Here is a 17,004-nt window from a genome sequence, read left to right on the forward strand (position 1 = left end):
AGCCGGCCCGGCGCCGCACCTCTCCGCACGGCACTCGCCGTCCTGCTACCTTGTCCGGCATGAAGCGCGCTGCGATGACGACGACGCCGGAGAGTGTCCCGGCGCGCTGACTGCTGAACGTGAGTCCGAAGCCCCGGGGCGAGTGCCCCGGGGCTTCGCCGTGTGGTCACTCGCCTCCCCACCCGTGAGGAGACCACCATGAACGACCACCGCAAGCTCGGCCGCGAGCTGGACCTGTTCGACACCGATCCGCTGATGGGGGCGGGTCTGCCGTACTGGCTGCCGGACGGCGCCGCCGTACGGCACGCGCTGGAGGAGTACGTCAGGGAGGCCGAGCGGCTGGCCGGCTACCGCCATGTGTACTCGCCGGTCCTCGGCAAGCGGGAGCTGTACGAGATCTCCGGGCACTGGTCCCACTACAGCGAGGACATGTTCCCCCCGATGGAGCTCGGCTCCGAGCAGCTCCTACTGCGGCCGAGCCTGTGCCCGCACCACGCGCTGATCTACCGGTCCCGGTCCCACAGTTACCGCGAACTCCCCCTCCGGATGGCCGAGTTGGGCGGTATGTACCGCTCCGAACTCTCCGGTGTGCTCGGCGGCCTGACCCGCGTCAGGGCGATCCAGCTCAACGACGCGCACATCTTCTGCACCCTGGAGCAGGCGGCCGAAGAGGCGGGCGCCGCACTGGAGTTGATCCGGCGGGCGTACCAGGCGCTCGGCATCGGCGGGGCCCGTTACCGTCTCTCGCTGCCAGGGCCCGGCGGAAAGTACGTGGCGAACCCCGAGATGTGGCGGCGGGCCTCCGCCCTGCTGACCGGCGTCCTGGAGGAGTCGGGGCTGCCCTACGAGGCCGCCGAGGGCGAGGCCGCGTTCTACGGCCCGAAGATCGACGTCCAGGTCAGCGACGGCGCGGGCCGCGAGGCCACCCTGTCGACCGTCCAGGTCGACTTCCACCAGCCCGAGCGGTTCGGGCTGCACTACATCGGCGCGGACGGCGGTAAACACCGGCCGGTCATGATCCATCGCAGCATCGTCGGCAGCGTCGAGCGGGCCGTCGCGCACCTCCTCGACGTGCACGGCGGCGCGTTCCCCGGCTGGCTCGCCCCCACCCAGCTCGTCGCGCTCCCGATCTCCGACGCCGAGGTGCCCAGGGCCGCCGAGCTGGTACGGCGGTGCCTGGCCCGGGGGCTGCGCGCCGAGGTCATCGGCCCCGAGCACGGCACCCTGGGCGCCCGCGTCCGGGCCGCCAGGCTCGTGCCGTACCAGGCGGTGATCGGCGCCAGGGAGGCCGCCGGTGACCTGGCCGCCCTGCGCCTGCGGGACGGTCGCCGCCTCGACGCGCTGCCCGCCGACGAGATCCTGGCCCGGGTCGGCGCGCTGGTCGGCGCCCACAGCACCGACCTGTGGGACAGCGCCGTCGCCGCCTGACCGCGGCACACCCCGTACAGCACTCCGCCCCGCCGGTCACGTACCGGCGGGGCGGAGTCGAGCAGGTGGCGCGGTCAAGCAAGGTGGCGCGGTCAAGCCGTGCCGTCAGCGCCGCGATCAGGCGACGGAGAGGTCGACCTTAATGTTGCCGCGGGTCGCGTTGGAGTACGGGCACACCTGGTGCGCCTGCTCCAGCAGGTCCTTGGCGGTCGCCTCGTCCACGTTCGGGATCGACGCCTGGAGCTCGACCTCGAGGCCGAAGCCACCGTTCTCCAGTTTGCCGATGCCGACCTTGGCGGTGACGGTGGAGCCCTTGATGTCGACCTTGGCCTTGCGGGCGACGACGGACAGCGCGCTCTGGAAGCAGGCGCTGTACCCGGCGGCGAAGAGCTGCTCGGGGTTGGTGCCGGCGCCGCTGCCACCCATCGACTTCGGCGGGTTGACGACTACGTCGAGCTGACCGTCGTCGCTGGAGACCCGGCCGTCACGGCCGTTCTCGGCGGTGGCGACAGCGGTGTAAAGGACGTCTACGTTCTGAATGGTCATGTCGTGTGCGTTCCTTCTGCTTGTACGCCGCGGCTCGCGCCCACGGGCCTCGGCGGCCTGAGGTGAGCCTAGCGGGTAAGGCTGACGATCATCTTTCCGGTGTTCTCACCGCGCAGCATGCCGAGGAACGCGTCGAAGCCGTTTTCCATTCCCTCGACGACGGTTTCGTCGTACTTGAGCGCTCCCGAAGCGAGCCAGCCGGAGACGTCCTCGGTGAACTGGGACCGCAGGTCGGCGTGGTCGAGGACGAGCATGCCCTGAAGGCGCAGCCGCTTGCCGATGGCCAGCGCGAGGTTGCGCGGGGCCGGGGTCGGCTCGGTGCTGTTGTACTGCGCGATCATGCCGCACAGGGTGGCGCGGCCGTGCAGGTTGAAGGAGGAGAGCGCAGCTTCGAGGTGGTCGCCGCCGACGTTGTCGAAGTAGACGTCGATGCCGTCGGGCGCCGCGTCCTTGAGCTGGTCCCTGACCGGGCCGTTCTTGTAGTTGAAGGCCGCGTCGAAGCCGTACCGCTCGGTGAGGAGCTTGACCTTCTCGTCGGAGCCCGCCGAACCGATCACCCGGGAAGCGCCCTTGATCTTCGCCATCTGGCCGACCTGGCTGCCGACGGCTCCGGCCGCGCCCGATACGAAGACCACGTCGCCCTCCTTGAAGGAGGCGACGTCGAAGAGACCGGCGTACGCGGTCAGGCCCGTCATACCGAGGACCCCGAGGTACGCGGAGAGCGGCGCCTTCGAGGCGTCGACCTTGGTGCCGTGCTCGGCCGGGAACTGGGCGTACTCGCGCCAGCCCCCGTAGTGCAGGACATGGTCGCCCACGGCGAAGCCCTCGGCACCGGAGGCTATGACCTCGCCCACGGCGCCGCCTTCCATCGGCTTGTCGAGCTTGAACGGCGGGGAGTACGACTTCACGTCGTTCATCCGGCCGCGCATGGCCGGGTCGACCGAGAAGTACAGGTTACGGACCAGGATCCGGCCCTCGCCCGGCTCGGTCACGGGGACCTCGCGCAGTGCGACGTCCCCCGGCTCGGGCCAGCCGCTGGGGCGGGCGACGAGGTGCCATTCGCGGCCGGAGGCGGGAAGTGCGGTCATGGTGCGGACCCTCCTGAAGTAGATCGGCGGTGGTGGACCTAAAGGAAAAGCATTAAAGCTTCACCACCTGAAAGAACCATGCTCCTGGATATTTCATGTTGTCAAGTAAGTGGGTACTCTGGTGACCATGGCCACTTCTCGCACAGACCCACTGACCCTCGAGGTCGTCGAACTCATCGGCACCGTCGTGGCCCGCTACTACGAGGAGTACGAGCAGGCCGCGGCGAAACACTCACTGACCGGCGCCCAGGCGCGCGTGCTGGGACTGCTGTCCCTGGAACCCATGCCCATGCGCCGGATCGCGCGGAAGCTGAAGTGCGAGCCGTCGAACGTCACCGGCATCGTCGACCGGCTGGAAGCGCGCGACCTGGTGGAGCGACGTCCTGATCCGGGCGACCGCAGGGTCAAGCTCGCGGCCCCGACCGAGAAGGGCCGGGCGACGGCGATGCTGCTGCGGGACTCGCTGGGCTTCGCGCGGGAGCCGCTCGCCGAGCTGTCGGTGGCGGAGCGTACGGTGCTGCGCGACCTGCTCAGGCGGATGCTCGGCGACGAGGTGGTGGACGCCGGGATCGGCGCCTGAGGCGGCACCGCGTGCCGCGCCCGTACATACCCGTCAGGTGCAGAACCAGAGGATGTGCGTGCAGTCGTCGCCGGTCTCGGACGGCTCGGGATCGGGCGTGGGATCGGCCGGCGGGGGCGGAGGCGGCGGTGTGGTGCCGTCCGTCGGTGACGAAGAGCCGCTCTGGCCTGTCGTGGGAGTGCCGGGGCCCGTCGAACCGGGTTGCGTGGGGTCCGTACTCTCCTGGCCCGGCGTCACGGACGACGATCCCGAGGCACCCGGCGAGGCGGACCCGCTCGGATCGCCGCTGCCGCTCGGGCCGGGCGAGCCGCTCGTACCGCCGGGACCCGGCTCCGAGACGGGGTCCACGGCGCCCGGGGACGCGGGGCGGCCCGAGACCTGGGGTGCTCCGTCGAAGTCGATGCCCGAGTCCTTCTCCTTCACGGAGGTGGAGGGGTCGTTGCTCACGCCTTCGATGGCGAGCTGCGCCAGGCTCAGCGCACCGGCGGCGAGGACCACGCCGAGCGTGCCTATGAGAATCCGGCGGCCGGTCTTGCTGCGTCCCCTGCGGCCGGTACGCCGAGCCGGCTCGCGGGTGCGGCGGTGGCCGGCGAGTTCGTACGGGGGGTCGTCGTCGTACGCGGGCTCGTCGTCGTACGCGGTGTCGCCGTGCCCGGGGTCCGCGTGGCCGGAGCCCTCATGCGGACCGGCTCCGTACGTACCGCCCTCGTACGCGCCACTCCCGTACGCACTCACCTCATACGCGGCGCCGGAGTCACCCTCCGGCACGCCGCTGAACTCCCCGTAACCACCAGCAGCCTCTTGAGCACCTCGACCGCGCCCGTGGCGGCGGCCGTGGTGCGACGCCGTCGGGGCGGCGGCTCTGTGCGGCAGCTCCTCGGCGGGGGTGCCGCATCCGGCGCAGGTCAATGCGCCGTTGAGGTGCCGAAGGCACTGGTTGCAGTAGTCCATGGCGCCCGAAGATTATGCGGAGAGAGGACAACCCGGATAGCTGACGTTGTAAAGATCTGGTGTGGAAATCCGTCTTCCGCCCGTGTCGGCCCGCCGGAGCCCGAGCGGGCAGGATGGCGGTATGACGTCAGCGGGGCCGTTCGGGCCACTCCAGTTCCAACTCGTGCTGTTGCGCCGGATGGCCGACCATCAGCCGGAGCTCGTCGACGACGCCCGCCGTGAACTGGGCGTATCCCTCGCGGAGATGCGCGAGGCGAACCGCCGCTGGCAGGCGATGGCGCGCTCGCGGCACGCCCGCTCCCCGCTGTCGCGCTACCGCTCCGTGCTCGGCGAACCGGCCCTCACCTTCCGCCGGACGATCGGCGATCTCGAATGTGACGCCTTGCTGTGGAGCGTGCCGCTCTGGCCCGATCTGCGCTTCGAGGTGATGGTCGCGCCCGGCGGCGCCGTATGGAACGAGTGGCTGGTACGCGCACCCGGGGCGCCGGGCCCCGAGTTGCGTACGCCGGAGGATCTGCTGCCGTGGTCGTGCACGGTGGACGAGGTGGCGCGGGCCTTCCCGCCGGCCAGGCCGATGCAGGGCAGCGCTCCGACGCGGATGCGGCTGGGATTCACGCCCCCGCAGGGGCCGGACGGTCCGGACGGGGGCAGTCCGGCTGTCGCCGACTTCACCTGGGGGCTGCTCCAGGGCTGGTCCGGACAGCCCGCTTGAGCGGGTGAATCACACCCCCGTATCCCTCGCGTATCTCCTCCGTATCCCCCGTCCCACCGACCGCCCCCACCGATCGGCCCATCCCAGCGCGCGCGATCGCACGCGAGCCCGCACGATGCGAAACAGGGCAGGCGGCCGCCTGCCCTGTTTCAGAAACAACAGTGCTCTCGGGAGATCCAGCGGTGACCGTCAGTCTTGAGCAGTTGCGCCGTTGCCACATCGCCGTCGATCTGGGTGCCGCCAGGACCCGGGTCTTTGTGAAGGGGGTCGGGCTCGTCGTCGACGAGCCGAGCTGCGCCGCCGTGAACACCCGTACGGGCGCGCTCATCGCCGTCGGCACCCTGGCCGAGCAGATGACGGGCCGTACGCCCGAGTACATCCGTGTCGCGCGGCCCGTCACCGGCGGCACCGTCGTCGACATCGAGATGGCGCAGCGGATGCTCCGTCACCTCATCGGCGACAAGCTCCGCCGCCAGTTGCGCCGCAAGGCCCGGCTGCGCGCCGCCGCGGCCACCCCGCACGAGAGCGACCCGCTGGCGCGGCGCGCCACCATCGAGACGCTGGTGGGTCTCGGTGCGCGCAAGGTCGAGCTGGTCGACACACTGATCGCCGCCGCTGTGGGCTGCGGACTGCCCGTGGAGCAGCCGAGCGCCACCATGATCATGGTGTGCGGTGCGGCGACCACACAGGTCGCCGTGCTCTCGATGGGCGCGATCGTCACCGCCCTGCGCATCCCCGTCGGCGGCAACGCCATCGACCACGCGGTGATCCAACACCTGCGTCACCAGCACGAGTTGATGCTTCCCAGCCAGTCGGTCCGGCCACTCCAGTTGGCGCTGCGCGGCAACGGCATCACCGAGCGGGGGCCCAGCTCCACCGAGATCCACGGCCGGGATGTGGCCACCGGTGCGGCCCGTTCCGTGATGGTGGAGACCGCCGCCGTGCGCCAGGCGATCTACACGCCGCTGACGAATGTGCTCGACGGCATCGGCAAGGTGCTCCGCGACTGCCCGCCGGATCTGGTGGCCGACCTCGCCGAGAGCGGGATCATGATGGTCGGCGGCAGCGCGCTGCTGCCGGGTCTCGACCAGATGCTGCACGAAGCGACGGGCATGCCGGTGGTCATCGCCGACCGTCCCGACATCTGCACGGTCCTCGGCCTCGGGGCGATGCTGGAGGGCAGGATCCAGCCGATGGTGCTGAACACCGCGCCGCTGGTCTCCTGACGGCGGCGGGCAGGACGGGCAGGGCGGTCGGCGCGATGGGCGGCGGTACGGGCGGGGAGAGCGGCGGTACGGACCGGCCGGACGACGGCGGTACGGACGACTGCGGTACGGACCGGCAGAGCGCCGGTACGGACCAGCCGGACGACGGCGGACCCGGCTGCGTGGGGTGCGGCGAGGGCCGTGCCGCGACCGCCCCCCGGCTGCCCATGCTGCTGGAGGCGGTCCTCGGCATCGGCACCGATCTCGAATTCGGCGCCACCCTCCAGCACATCGTCGACACGGCGAGCGATCTGATCGGCGCGCGGTACGGCATGCTCGCCGTGGCGACCCCCGGCAGCGAGCTGCTCAGCGAACTCTTCACCTCCGGCATCCCTGACGAGGAACGGGAGAACCTGAAGCGGATCCCCGACGGGCGCGCGGGGCTGCTGGGGGTGCTGTTCACGGACCCGCGGCCGCTGCGGCTCGACGACCTGCTGACCGATCCCCGATCCGTCTGGCACGAAAGACTGCGCGATCACGAGATGCGCAGATTCCTCGGCGTCCCGATCCGGGTGGACACCGAGATCTTCGGCAGCCTCGTCCTGATGGCGAAACGCAGCGGCCCCTTCACCGAGGAGGACCAGGCGCTGCTTCAGGTGCTGGCCTCGCAGGCGGGTATCGCGATCGGCAACGCCAGACTGTACGAGACGGCGCGGCAGCGCGAGCGCTGGATCGAGGGCGCCGCCGCCGTCACAACGGCGCTGCTGACCGGTGAGGGGGCAGCCGACGCGCTGATGACCGTCGCCGAGTCGGCCAGGCTGCTCGCCGACGCCTACGCGGGTGTGGTGCTGCTGCCGACGGAGGAGGGCGGCATGGAGATCGTCGCCGCTTCCACGGTCGACGACCCCGGTGACATCATCGGCGCCACGATCCTGCCCGGATCGCCGGTGCTGGTCCAACTGCTGGGCGGGGAGCCGGTGTTCATCGACGACTCGGCGACCGATCCCCGGATGACCACCCATGTGCGGACCCGCTTCGGGCCGAGCATGATGCTGCCGTTGCAGAGCGGCGGCCAACTGATCGGCACGCTCGCCCTGCCGCGCGAACGGGGCGGACGCGCGTACAGCTCGGTGGAGCGGCTGCTCGCCGTGCAGTTCGCCTCGCAGGCGGCGCTCGCGCTGGTGCTGGCCGACACCCAGCACAACAGGGAGCAGCTCGCGGTGTACGAGGACCGCGACCGGATCGCCCGCGACCTGCACGATCTGGTGGTCCAGCGCCTCTTCGCCACCGAGATGATGCTGGAGTCGACGCGGCGGCGCGCGGCGGAGACCGATCTCGACGAGCTGCTCGGCCGGGCCGTCGACGAACTCGACTCCACCATCCAGGAGGTCCGTACGACGATCTTCACCCTCCAACAGCCGCCGGCCCAGGTCCCGACGAGCCTGCGCGGGCAGGTGCTGCGCGAGACGGGCGCGGCCGGTGTGCTCCTGGGGCTGCGGCCGTCGGTGCACTTCACGGGGGCCGTGGACACACTGGTCGAAGGGCCTGTCGGCCAGGAGCTGCTGGGCGAGCTGCGGGCGGCGCTGGCCGACACGCAGCGGCGCGAGGGCGTGACGCGTGTCGATGTGAACATCGACACGACCGTGCGGCTGCCGGACGGGCGCGAGGGAGTACGGCTGCTGGTGACCGACGACCGGACGCCCGCCGGGGACGGCGGCGAGGGCCCACCGGGCCTGACCACCGCCCGGTGGCAGGCGCCGCGCTGAGACGACGGGCGGCGGTGGCCCCCGGCCGGGGACACCGCCGCTGTCGCTGTGCGCGAACTAGCTGTGGAACATGGTGCTTTGGGACACGGCGCCGTCGAACATGGTGCCGTCGAGCTTCTTACCGCTGGTCCTTCAGCTCAGGCTGAAGCTGTCGATGTCGAACAGCGACCCCGACCCTCCGGTGAAGCTCAGGAACAGCGGACCGGTACCCGCCGTCAGCGGTGTGGAGACCGTGGTGAAGGTCTCCCAGTCGCCGGTGTTGGCGACATTCACCGACCCGAGCAGTGTGCCGGTCGCCGATCCTGACCGGACCTGGATGGTGCCGCCCGCTCCCGCCGATGACACCTTGGCCGAGAAGGAGGTGGCTCCCGCCGTGTCCACCGACGCGTACCCGGCCCAGTCGCCGTTGTCGATGAAGCCGAGCGTCTGCCCGCCGCTCGCCGCGCCGTGGCCGGCCGGCTCGACGCCGGAGGACGAGGTGTACGACTCCGCCTCCACCGAGGCCGGTTGGTCGCCGCCGCCCGGTACCGAGCAGTCGGCCTCGACGACTCCCGCCGCGTACTCGATCCCGCCCAGCAGCAGCTTCTGGAAGTCGGGGTCGGCGTACGACTCGGCGGTGTGCCCGAGCCCGGTGTAGAACGACCGTCCGGTGCCCTGTGCGTGGCACCAGGTGATCGGGTGGTCGCCGCTCATCTCCCCGCCGGTGTAGCTGCTCTCGTCCAGGCTCTGGAGCACATGGACGTCGGCGCGCGGGTTGCTGCGGTAGTTGTACAGCTCGTCGGTGTGGGTCCAGGTGGGGCCGAAGTGCGAGGTCGCCGGGTTGGTGACGTCCTCGTTGACGACGGTCGCCTGCTGGATCGCGGGGTGGCTCTTGAACCAGGCCCCGACGAGCTGCTCGTACGCCGGTGACTCGTACTCGGCGTCGGCGGCCGCGTGGATACCCATGAAACCCCCTCCCCCGTCGACGTACCCCTCAAGGGCCGCCTCCTGGGTGTTGTCGAGGAAGTCACCGGTGGTCGACACGAACACAACGGCCTTGTACTGGGCGAGGTTCGCCGGAGTCAGGACAGTCGCGTCCTCGGTGGCCGTGACGGCGAACCCGTTCGCCGCGCCGAGGGCCTGGACCTCGGCGATCCCGGCGGGGATCGAATCGTGCCGGAATCCCGCCGTCTTGGAGAAGACGAGGACCTGGTACGGGTCGGCCGCCGGAGCGCCCGCCCCCGGCTGGGCCGTCGCCACTGTCGGCGCCAGGAAGGCTGCGCCGAGTACGACGGCGAGGGCGTACGACATGTGCCGTACCCGACGCGGCTTCCGGGTCGCCCCGGTCACCTCCTGCTGCTGCCGCCGGAGCCGCTTCATCACTTCGCCTCCTGGGCCGCTGTGGTGAAGGTGAAGTTGTCGACGTCGAACAGGTTGCCCTGACCCGTCGGGCCCTTGAAGACCAGGAACAGGTCGGTGGTGCCGGCCGGTGCGTTGCTGAGGTTCGCCGTCACATCGGCGAACTTCTCCCAGTCACCGGTCGGTGTGACGGTCGCCGTACCCAGCAGGGTTCCGGTGGCCGAGCCCGCCCGTACCTCAAGTGTGCCGCCGGGTCCCGCCGATGAGACGTGTGCGGTGAACTGGGTGGCGTTGCTCAGGGCGTACGGCGTGAACGAGATCCAGTCGCCGTTGTCGGTGAAGCCGACGGTGCGACCGCCCTCCGCCGTGCCGTGCGAAGCGGCCTCGATGCCGGACATCGCCGTGTAGTGCTCGGCCTGGCGGTGCTTGGGCTGGAGCTTGCTGACGCTGTGCGAGGTCAGGCCGCCCGCGTCGGTGTACTCGGCGTCGAAGACCCCGTAGAGGTTCGCGGCGCTGTCGTGCTCACCGTCGGTCGGCACGGCGAGAGAGCCGGAGCAGCCGTTCTTCGAGGTGATCTGGTGCTCGTGGCTGTCGTGGCCGAGGAAATAGGTGACCTTGACCTTGGTGCAGTCGATCGGACCGTCCTCGGGGTCGGAGCCCTCGACGGTGAACGGCACGGTGTCACCGAAGCTGAACAACTGGCCGTTGGCGGGCGTGGTGAGCTTCAGGGTGGGGGCGGTGTTGCCGACCGTCACCACGAGGCTGGCCGTACCTGTCAGGCCTTCGGGGTCCTTCACCGTGAGGGTGGGGTTGAAGGTGCCCGTCTTGGTGTACGTGTGACTCGGGTTGGCGTCCGCCGAGGTGGAGCCGTCGCCGAAGTCCCACGAGTAGGTCAGCGCCCCGTTCTCGGGGTCGGAGCTGCCCTTGGAGGAGAAGGCGACGGCGAGCGGCGCCTGTCCCGACGTCTTGTCGGAGGCGGCGACGGCGACCGGGTTGCGGTTGCTGCCACCGACGTACTCGATGCGGTAGAGGGCCTGGTCGTCGGCGCCGGTGCCGTAGTCGAGGACGTAGAGCGCGCCGTCGGGGCCGAAGGCCTCGTCCATGACCTGAGTACCGGTCCAGGGGAAGGAGTCGATGGTGCCGGGCGAGCCGTCGGCGTTGACCGTGATGGGCTTGATCCACTTGCGGCCGTACTCGGCGGCGAAGAACTTGCCGTCGAGCGACTGCGGGAACTTCACGCTGGAGTCGAGGTTGGCGTCGAAGTGGTAGACCGGGCCGCCCATGGGCGACTCGGAGCCACCGCCGAACTCGGGCGGGGAGCCCTCGTCACCGCCGTACTTGATCCAGGCCGACTGCGGGGCGGGCAGCTTCTGAAGTCCCGTGTTGTGGGGCGAGTTGTTCGTCGGGCCGCCGGCGCAGTCGGCCTTGGCGCCCGAGGGGCCGTTCGGGAAGGTGTACTCGTTGTACGACTCGGTGGTCGTGTTCGTACCGGTGCAGTACGGCCAGCCGAAGTTGGCGGCCTTGGTGATCCGGTCGAACTCGACCTGTCCACCGGGACCGCGGTTCGGGTCGGTGACACCGGCGTCGGGGCCGTAGTCGCCGACGTAGACCACGCCGGTGGGCTTGTCCACAGCGAGCCTGAACGGGTTGCGGAAGCCCATGCCGTAGATCTCGGGGCGGGTGTTGGCGGTGCCGGGGGCGAAGAGGTTGCCGTCCGGGATCGTGTAGCCGCCCTCTGCGGTCGGGTGGATCCGCAGGACCTTGCCACGCAGGTCGTTGGTGTTGCCCGCGGAGCGCTGGGCGTCGAACTGCGGGTTGCGGTTGGCCTGTTCGTCCTGGGGCGCGTAGCCCTGCGACTCGAACGGGTTGGTGTCGTCACCGGTCGACAGGTAGAGGTTGCCCTGCGCGTCGAAGTCGATGTCGCCGCCGACGTGGCAGCACTGGCCACGGTCGTTCGCCACTTCGAGGACGACCTTCTCGCTGGCCAGGTCCAGGGTGCCGTCGGTCTTGAGGGTGAAGCGCGAGAGGTTCAAGTGGCCCTTGAACGGCTCGAAGTCGGCCGCGCTGCCGGTCACCGGGGCGTCGCCGTCCGGGGTGCTCAGCTTGGGCGAGTAGTACAGGTACAGATAGTGGTTCGACGCGAAGTTCGGGTCCGCCGCGACTCCTTGCAGACCCTCCTCGTCATGGGTGTACACGTTCAGCTTGGCCGCGGTCTTGGTGTTGCCCGCCGCGTCCGTGTAACGGAGTGTGCCGTCACGCGCCGTGTGCACCACTGCCCGGTCGGGCAGTACGGCGAGGGACATGGCCTCGCCCAGTTCGGCCGCACCGGAGGCGAGTTGGACCTGCTGGTAGTCGCCGGCCGGTATGTCGGCGGGGGCGGCTTTCGCCGCCGGAGACACGGGTGCCGCCGGAGCCGCCGAGGCGGCCGTACCGATCCCGATGCCGCCGGTGAGGGCGAGCACGAGGGCGGTGACGAGTCTGGACCATGTTGGGGGGCGTACTGGCATGAAGCTTCCTTCCTGACCCTGCGGTGGGGGTACGTCAGGCAAGGCGCGCGCCGTCGCGCATTGCTTGTGTGTCACAGAGACGTTTCGGTGGGGGACGAGGTCTCTGCCAACGCATCGAGCGATTGCATGCTGGCAACACGGAATTAATTTGTCAAGGTCGTGTCAAAATCCCGAACGGCCTTGCCCACAAGGGCAGTCGGGCACCCGGCCTCCAGGTGTGAACCGCGTAGACAGCCGTTGAGCAGCCCGATTCACCGCCCTGACGGGCGCCCGGGCGGGCCGTCGAGGACCCCCGCGAGGGGCTTGGTTGAGTCAGTGAACAAATAGCCGCCCGACGGATGTCCGGGGTTCCTGGCCGGTGACCTGGGACCCTGAGGTCCGGACCGACCCGAAGAGAGCGAGCAGGCCGCCGATGACACCGGACACCGACTCCGTACGCCGCTGGGCCGAGGACATCCTCCATCAACTCGGCGCATTCCCGGCCCATACGCTGGGGATCACGGAGGTGGCGGATACGGAGGCCACCGGGTACACCGCCAACGCGAACGGTCCCGGACCCGAACTCCCCGCGGGTGACGCCGCGTTCGCCTCTTCTCTGGAGCCGCGCCCGGACGGCGGAGGCGTCCCGGCCTGGACCATGGACGGGCAGCCCGGGGTTTTCGTCACGCTCAGCCATGAGGACGGGAGCTCGGTCGGCGTACATCTCCACCGGACCATGTCCGCGTCCGAAGCCGTGACCCTGCTGGCCGACGTTCTTCAGGAAGCGGTCCTGGAGAACACCGAGGGAACCCCGGTACCCGCGTGTCCGGGCCACCCCCACCCGCCCACGGCCGAGGAGGTGTCAGGCGTCCCCTCGTGGACCTGCCCCAGGGGCGGCCGGACATGGCCGATCCTCTCCCCCACCGCGAGGTGACGGGCCGGGCCCCGGCGGGCAGGATCCGCCGGCGTGGCGGCTGTCAGCTACTCAGCAACGCACGCAGCGAGTCCGCGGTCCGCGCGATGAACGCCTCGCGGGTCGCCTCGTCCACCAACTCCAGTGACAGGAAAGGATTGAGGTCCTCCAGCTCCACCAACAGCAGTTCCCCGTCCGGCGCGCGGCAGGCGTCGACCCGCTGGATGCCGTGGTCGAGGGTGTTCCAGTCGATGAACTTCCGCGCGAAGTCCAGGTCGGCGGCGCTCACTTCGTACGGTACGAGCCGCCAGCGCCGGTCCGGGTCGGGCGCGTGGAGCGCGTACTGGAAGTCGTGGTCGACGAAGTAGAAGGAGACCTCGTACACGAAGGGGATGCGCGGCTGTACGAGGACGTCCCCGGGGCCCCCGGACCGCAGCGCCTCGCTGTCCGCGAGGTCGGCCAGCCCGTCGCGTGGCACGAACCGCATACCTATGGAGTCGGCCCCGTCCTTCAGCTTGACGACATACTCGTCGGCGTCCGGCAGCCGGCCCAGATCCTCGGCCCTGTCGACGGTCGGTATGACGGGCAGCCCGGCGGCACTCAGCTCGACCAGATACTGCTTGCCCGCCATGTCACCGCGCCCGTTCAGCGGGTTGTAGACGCGTACCCCGTCGGCCGCGGCCCGCTCGCGGAACGCGTCGTACTGCTTCCGGTAATGGATCACGGGCCCGCTGTTGCGCACGACAACACCGTCGAAGTCACCCATCAGCCCCGCGGCGTCGGCCGGATGGCACAGGGCGACGGTGAAGTCCGCACGCAGCCGCGAGGAGAACAGGATGTCCTCGTCGCAGTAGCGGCGGCCCTTGGCCTCGTAGCCGAGGTCGGTGACGTAGAGGATGCGCGGCCCCGGCATGGTCAGAGCCCCTTGCCGGCGGAGGACTCGGAACGGATGTCGCGGTGGTACACGGGGCGCCTCCTGCTGGCACGGGCTTGATCCATCGGGCCCACCCTATGGGCTGGTCCCGCTGTGGCGACGACGAACTGATCCGCCGCGGCCCGGCCGCACGACGCCGTGGAGGGCGGGGTGCTCAGCGAGAGTGCGCGGTCATGCGGGAGTACCGTGGTCCACGGGCCGGAGACTGAGGGAACACTGTGATCGCCAGCACCCCTGTCGCCCGCTGGACCTGGGGGCGGGACGACGACAGCGCGGACGCCCTGTCTGCGGGCCTCCGCGATCTGCTGACCGCGTACGCCGTCCTGGCCGCGCACCGGCTCGCGATCGGTGAGCAGCGGGTCGTCCTCACCGTCGGGGAGATGGGCAGGCCGAAGAACAGCCTGTTCCAGGGTGAGTTCACCGTGCCCGGCACGGGCGGCGTGGCTGAAGCCACCGAGGAACTGGCCCGGAAGGTCAGGGCCGCGCTGCTCCCCGGGGAGATCGGTTCCGCAGAGGCGTACACCGTATGCACCGGCCTGCTCGCCGGCGAGGCGGAAGAGATCCGCCAGGAGGGCCTGTTCCGGCTGGCGACCTCCGCGTTCGCCGACTTCGTCAGTACCGACCTGGTGACCTCCTCGGACGCCTGGCTGCCGTACGACCTCAAGGGACGCCCCCAGCCGACCGTGCACGCGGCGAACGCCCCGCGGTTGGCCGGGGCCCTGCACGACCTCGCCGAGGCACTCGACTCGGAGACCGACCCCGACGACCCGACCTACTTCGGGAAGCCGACAGCGACCGGGGTGGACAACTGGCTCGACGAGGACGGCACGCCGTCCGATGTCTGGGGCAGCTTCGAGATCCCGCAGCGGAGCCGGGTGTTCCGGCACGCCCCCGGGTTCGCCTCCGCCGGATACGCGCGATCCGCCGAAGGGCCGGTGCGGTACGTGCCGGTGGCCGGCGAACACGGCGTACTCGGATACCTCTGGGCCTCCGACCCGGCGGGCGCCGCCAGCTTCGAGCCGCGCGACGACGCCGGCGAGGACGGGTACCGGGCCGGGCTGCGGTGGCTGGAGCGCTTGCGCTCCGCGTACGACCGTGGCCTGTCCCCCTCCCAGGCGCTCACCGAACTGTCCGGCCTCGGACCCGGCGAGAGCCCGGAAACCCTTGACCTGACCACGCTCCGGGAGCGCGCCGGCACCACCTGAGCCCGCACCCCACCGCCGCACGAGTAGCCGCGGCGCGCTCCTGAACAGGGTGAAACACCCGGAGAGCGAACAACCGGCGACCGCACGGTGATTGTCCCGTGCGGTTGCTGTGTCCTGGATTGCGAGCTTCAGCCGGACTTCAGGACGTGGTCACTCAAGGACCTACCTGATCAACATCTGACATGGCGAGTGTGTCGAAGCCCCCCTATATCGGCCATTGGCCGGTGTTGAAAGGACTTTGATGAACGCCACTCCGGAAACCCAGCAGGACTCGACGGGTCTCACTCGACGCAGACTGCTCGGTTCCGCCGCCACGGTCGGCGCCCTCTCGGCCGCCGCCATGGCTCTCCCCACCAACGTGCGCAAAGCCATCGCGGCGGAACCCTCGAAGCGCGGCCGGCTCCAGGACGTCGAGCATGTCGTGATGCTCATGCAGGAGAACCGCAGCTTCGACCACTACTTCGGAACCCTCTCCGGTGTACGGGGCTTCAGCGACCCGCACGCCATGCGACTGCCCAACGGCCGCTCCGTGTTCCAGCAGCCGGACGCGTCGAGCCCGGAGGGGTACCTCGGGCCGTACCGGCTCGACACACGGACCACCGCCGCCCAGGCCATCCCCTCCATGAGCCACGAGTGGGCCGTGCAGCACCAGGCCTGGAACAACGGCAAGATGGACAGTTGGCTGCCCGCGCACCGCGCGTCCGACGGGGCGGCAGGCCCGTACACGATGGGCTACCACACCCGCGAGGACATCCCCTTCCAGTACGCCCTCGCCGACGCGTTCACCATCCTCGACTCGTACCACTGCTCGGTGCTCGGCCCCACGGGCCCGAACCGCCACATGTGGATGGCCGGCACCATCGACCCCAACGGCGAGTTCGGCGGCCCGTCCCTCACCACCGGCGCCCCGAACGCCGCGTACTCCTTCAAGACCTACCCCGAGCGGCTGACCGAGCAGGGGGTGAGCTGGAAGGTCTACCACCAGGACGGAGCGACCGGCCTGCCCAGCCTCCAGCACATCGCGCAGTACTTCAACGCACAGCCCGGCAGCCCACTGCACGACCAGGCGATGGCCTCTTCGCCGACCGGCCAGTTCGAGTACGACGCCATCAACGACAAGCTGCCGACGGTCAGTTGGATCCTCCCGCCGTCCGGCTTCGACGAGCACCCGTCCGGTTCACCGGCTGCGGGAGCCACCTTCGTATCGAGCATCATCGACGCGATCGCGGCCAACCCGGAGGTCTGGGCGAAGACCGTCTTCATCCTCTCGTACGACGAGAACGACGGCATGTTCGACCATGTGCTGCCGCCCACCCCGAAGCCCGGTACCCCGGACGAGTTCGTCACCAAGACGTCGGTGACCGGCGTGGACGGTGCCGGCCTGCCCGTCGGCCTCGGCTTCCGCGTGCCGGCGATCATCGTCTCGCCGTGGACGACCGGCGGTTACGTGTCCTCCGAACTCTTCGACCACACCTCGCAGTTGCGCTTCCTGGAGAAGATCACCGGCGTCCGGGAGCCCAACATCAGCGACTGGCGCCGCAGGACGGTCGGCGACCTGACGTCAGCCTTCCGCTTCAACGACGCGAGCCACCACGCTCCTTCACTGCCGGACACCAACGGGCAGTACAACCTGTCCAAGTACGAGATCAGCCAGTTCCCGCCCCCGGTGGCCCCCACGAAGAACGAACGCCTGCCCCGCCAGGAGCCGGGCCACCGCCCCAGGATCTGACACCCGCCCCGGGCCCGGTACCGGCCCGAACCTCGCTCCGGACGTACGGTGGCCGCCACGCGAACGCGGCGGCCACCGTACCCGCGTCCCGGCCGAGAAGCGCGCACACCGTCGGACAGGACG

The 17,004-nt window shown here is 70.1% G+C and carries 13 protein-coding genes and 1 pseudogene; 8 read left to right on the forward strand and 6 right to left on the reverse strand.

Going from position 1 to position 17,004, the window contains the following annotated elements; all coding sequences use genetic code 11:
• Positions 1-162 precede the first annotated feature (162 nt).
• The gene (gene thrS, locus QR77_RS10595) at positions 163-1,428 is read left to right on the forward strand and encodes a threonine--tRNA ligase (protein WP_269084328.1); all 1,266 of its coding nucleotides are present in this window, start codon (positions 163-165) and stop codon (positions 1,426-1,428) included.
• 117 nt (positions 1,429-1,545) lie between these two features.
• Here thrS and QR77_RS10600 read toward each other — a convergent pair whose 3' ends face one another.
• On the reverse strand, positions 1,546-1,974 hold the full coding sequence (locus QR77_RS10600) for an organic hydroperoxide resistance protein (protein WP_040021204.1): 429 nt from the start codon (positions 1,972-1,974) through the stop codon (positions 1,546-1,548).
• Between the two features lie 68 nt (positions 1,975-2,042).
• Positions 2,043-3,062 (reverse strand): NADP-dependent oxidoreductase, encoded by a 1,020-nt coding sequence (locus tag QR77_RS10605; protein ID WP_040021205.1) that lies wholly within the window; start codon positions 3,060-3,062, stop codon positions 2,043-2,045.
• Positions 3,063-3,189: 127 nt separating this feature from the next.
• On the opposite strand from QR77_RS10605, the gene QR77_RS10610 reads away from it, so the two are divergent.
• Positions 3,190-3,642, forward strand: a complete 453-nt coding sequence (locus QR77_RS10610) for a MarR family transcriptional regulator (protein WP_040027667.1) — start codon at positions 3,190-3,192, stop codon at positions 3,640-3,642.
• Positions 3,643-3,675: 33 nt separating this feature from the next.
• Here the strand turns inward: QR77_RS10610 and QR77_RS10615 are convergent, their stop codons facing one another.
• Positions 3,676-4,410: a hypothetical protein gene (locus QR77_RS10615; protein WP_040021206.1), complete on the reverse strand. Its 735-nt coding sequence runs from the start codon at positions 4,408-4,410 to the stop codon at positions 3,676-3,678.
• Positions 4,411-4,714: 304 nt separating this feature from the next.
• Here QR77_RS10615 and QR77_RS10620 point away from each other — a divergent pair, with 304 nt between their 5' ends.
• From QR77_RS10620 to QR77_RS10630, 3 genes are all read left to right on the forward strand, one after another.
• Entirely contained in the window at positions 4,715-5,305 is a 591-nt protein-coding gene (locus QR77_RS10620) for a hypothetical protein (protein WP_040021208.1), read from the forward strand.
• Between the two features lie 182 nt (positions 5,306-5,487).
• Positions 5,488-6,531, forward strand: a complete 1,044-nt coding sequence (locus QR77_RS10625) for a rod shape-determining protein (RefSeq protein WP_040021210.1) — start codon at positions 5,488-5,490, stop codon at positions 6,529-6,531.
• Positions 6,532-6,737: 206 nt separating this feature from the next.
• Entirely contained in the window at positions 6,738-8,276 is a 1,539-nt protein-coding gene (locus tag QR77_RS10630) for a GAF domain-containing protein (RefSeq protein WP_063798165.1), read from the forward strand.
• A gap of 135 nt (positions 8,277-8,411) precedes the next feature.
• On the opposite strand, the pseudogene QR77_RS10635 reads toward QR77_RS10630, so the two are convergent.
• Together QR77_RS10635 and QR77_RS10640 are read right to left on the reverse strand one after the other, a co-directional pair.
• Positions 8,412-9,566, reverse strand: a pseudogene (locus QR77_RS10635) (ThuA domain-containing protein); the annotation flags it as partial.
• A gap of 68 nt (positions 9,567-9,634) precedes the next feature.
• Positions 9,635-12,121, reverse strand: a complete 2,487-nt coding sequence (locus QR77_RS10640) for a PQQ-dependent sugar dehydrogenase (RefSeq protein WP_040021211.1) — start codon at positions 12,119-12,121, stop codon at positions 9,635-9,637.
• A gap of 412 nt (positions 12,122-12,533) precedes the next feature.
• Between QR77_RS10640 and QR77_RS10645 the strand changes: the two genes are divergently transcribed.
• Positions 12,534-13,034 carry a hypothetical protein gene (locus QR77_RS10645; RefSeq protein ID WP_040021212.1) on the forward strand — a complete coding sequence of 167 codons (501 nt, stop codon included), beginning with the start codon at positions 12,534-12,536 and terminating at the stop codon, positions 13,032-13,034.
• Between the two features lie 43 nt (positions 13,035-13,077).
• On the opposite strand, the gene QR77_RS10650 is transcribed toward QR77_RS10645, so the two are convergent.
• On the reverse strand, positions 13,078-13,926 hold the full coding sequence (locus tag QR77_RS10650) for a hypothetical protein (RefSeq protein ID WP_052488662.1): 849 nt from the start codon (positions 13,924-13,926) through the stop codon (positions 13,078-13,080).
• 239 nt (positions 13,927-14,165) lie between these two features.
• On the opposite strand from QR77_RS10650, the gene QR77_RS10655 reads away from it, so the two are divergent.
• Both QR77_RS10655 and QR77_RS10660 read left to right on the forward strand, forming a co-directional pair.
• Positions 14,166-15,152: a hypothetical protein gene (locus QR77_RS10655; RefSeq protein WP_063798020.1), complete on the forward strand. Its 987-nt coding sequence runs from the start codon at positions 14,166-14,168 to the stop codon at positions 15,150-15,152.
• Between the two features lie 241 nt (positions 15,153-15,393).
• Positions 15,394-16,881, forward strand: coding sequence for an alkaline phosphatase family protein (locus QR77_RS10660; protein WP_052488663.1), 1,488 nt, complete (start codon positions 15,394-15,396; stop codon positions 16,879-16,881).
• Positions 16,882-17,004 lie beyond the last annotated feature (123 nt).

This window comes from Streptomyces sp. 150FB (assembly GCF_000818195.1).
Taxonomy (GTDB): Bacteria; Actinomycetota; Actinomycetes; order Streptomycetales; family Streptomycetaceae; genus Streptomyces.

What these genes read in the sequence shown, in the direction of transcription:
- QR77_RS10600 (WP_040021204.1), bottom strand. Translation starts at nt 1,974, where the DNA reads ATGACCATTCAGAACGTAGACGTCCTTTACACCGCTGTCGCCACCGCC.
- QR77_RS10605 (WP_040021205.1), bottom strand. Translation starts at nt 3,062, where the DNA reads ATGACCGCACTTCCCGCCTCCGGCCGCGAATGGCACCTCGTCGCCCGC.
- QR77_RS10610 (WP_040027667.1), top strand. Translation starts at nt 3,190, where the DNA reads ATGGCCACTTCTCGCACAGACCCACTGACCCTCGAGGTCGTCGAACTC.
- QR77_RS10620 (WP_040021208.1), top strand. Translation starts at nt 4,715, where the DNA reads ATGACGTCAGCGGGGCCGTTCGGGCCACTCCAGTTCCAACTCGTGCTG.
- QR77_RS10630 (WP_063798165.1), top strand. Translation starts at nt 6,738, where the DNA reads ATGCTGCTGGAGGCGGTCCTCGGCATCGGCACCGATCTCGAATTCGGC.
- QR77_RS10640 (WP_040021211.1), bottom strand. Translation starts at nt 12,121, where the DNA reads ATGCCAGTACGCCCCCCAACATGGTCCAGACTCGTCACCGCCCTCGTG.
- QR77_RS10645 (WP_040021212.1), top strand. Translation starts at nt 12,534, where the DNA reads ATGACACCGGACACCGACTCCGTACGCCGCTGGGCCGAGGACATCCTC.
- QR77_RS10650 (WP_052488662.1), bottom strand. Translation starts at nt 13,926, where the DNA reads ATGCCGGGGCCGCGCATCCTCTACGTCACCGACCTCGGCTACGAGGCC.
- QR77_RS10660 (WP_052488663.1), top strand. Translation starts at nt 15,394, where the DNA reads ATGAACGCCACTCCGGAAACCCAGCAGGACTCGACGGGTCTCACTCGA.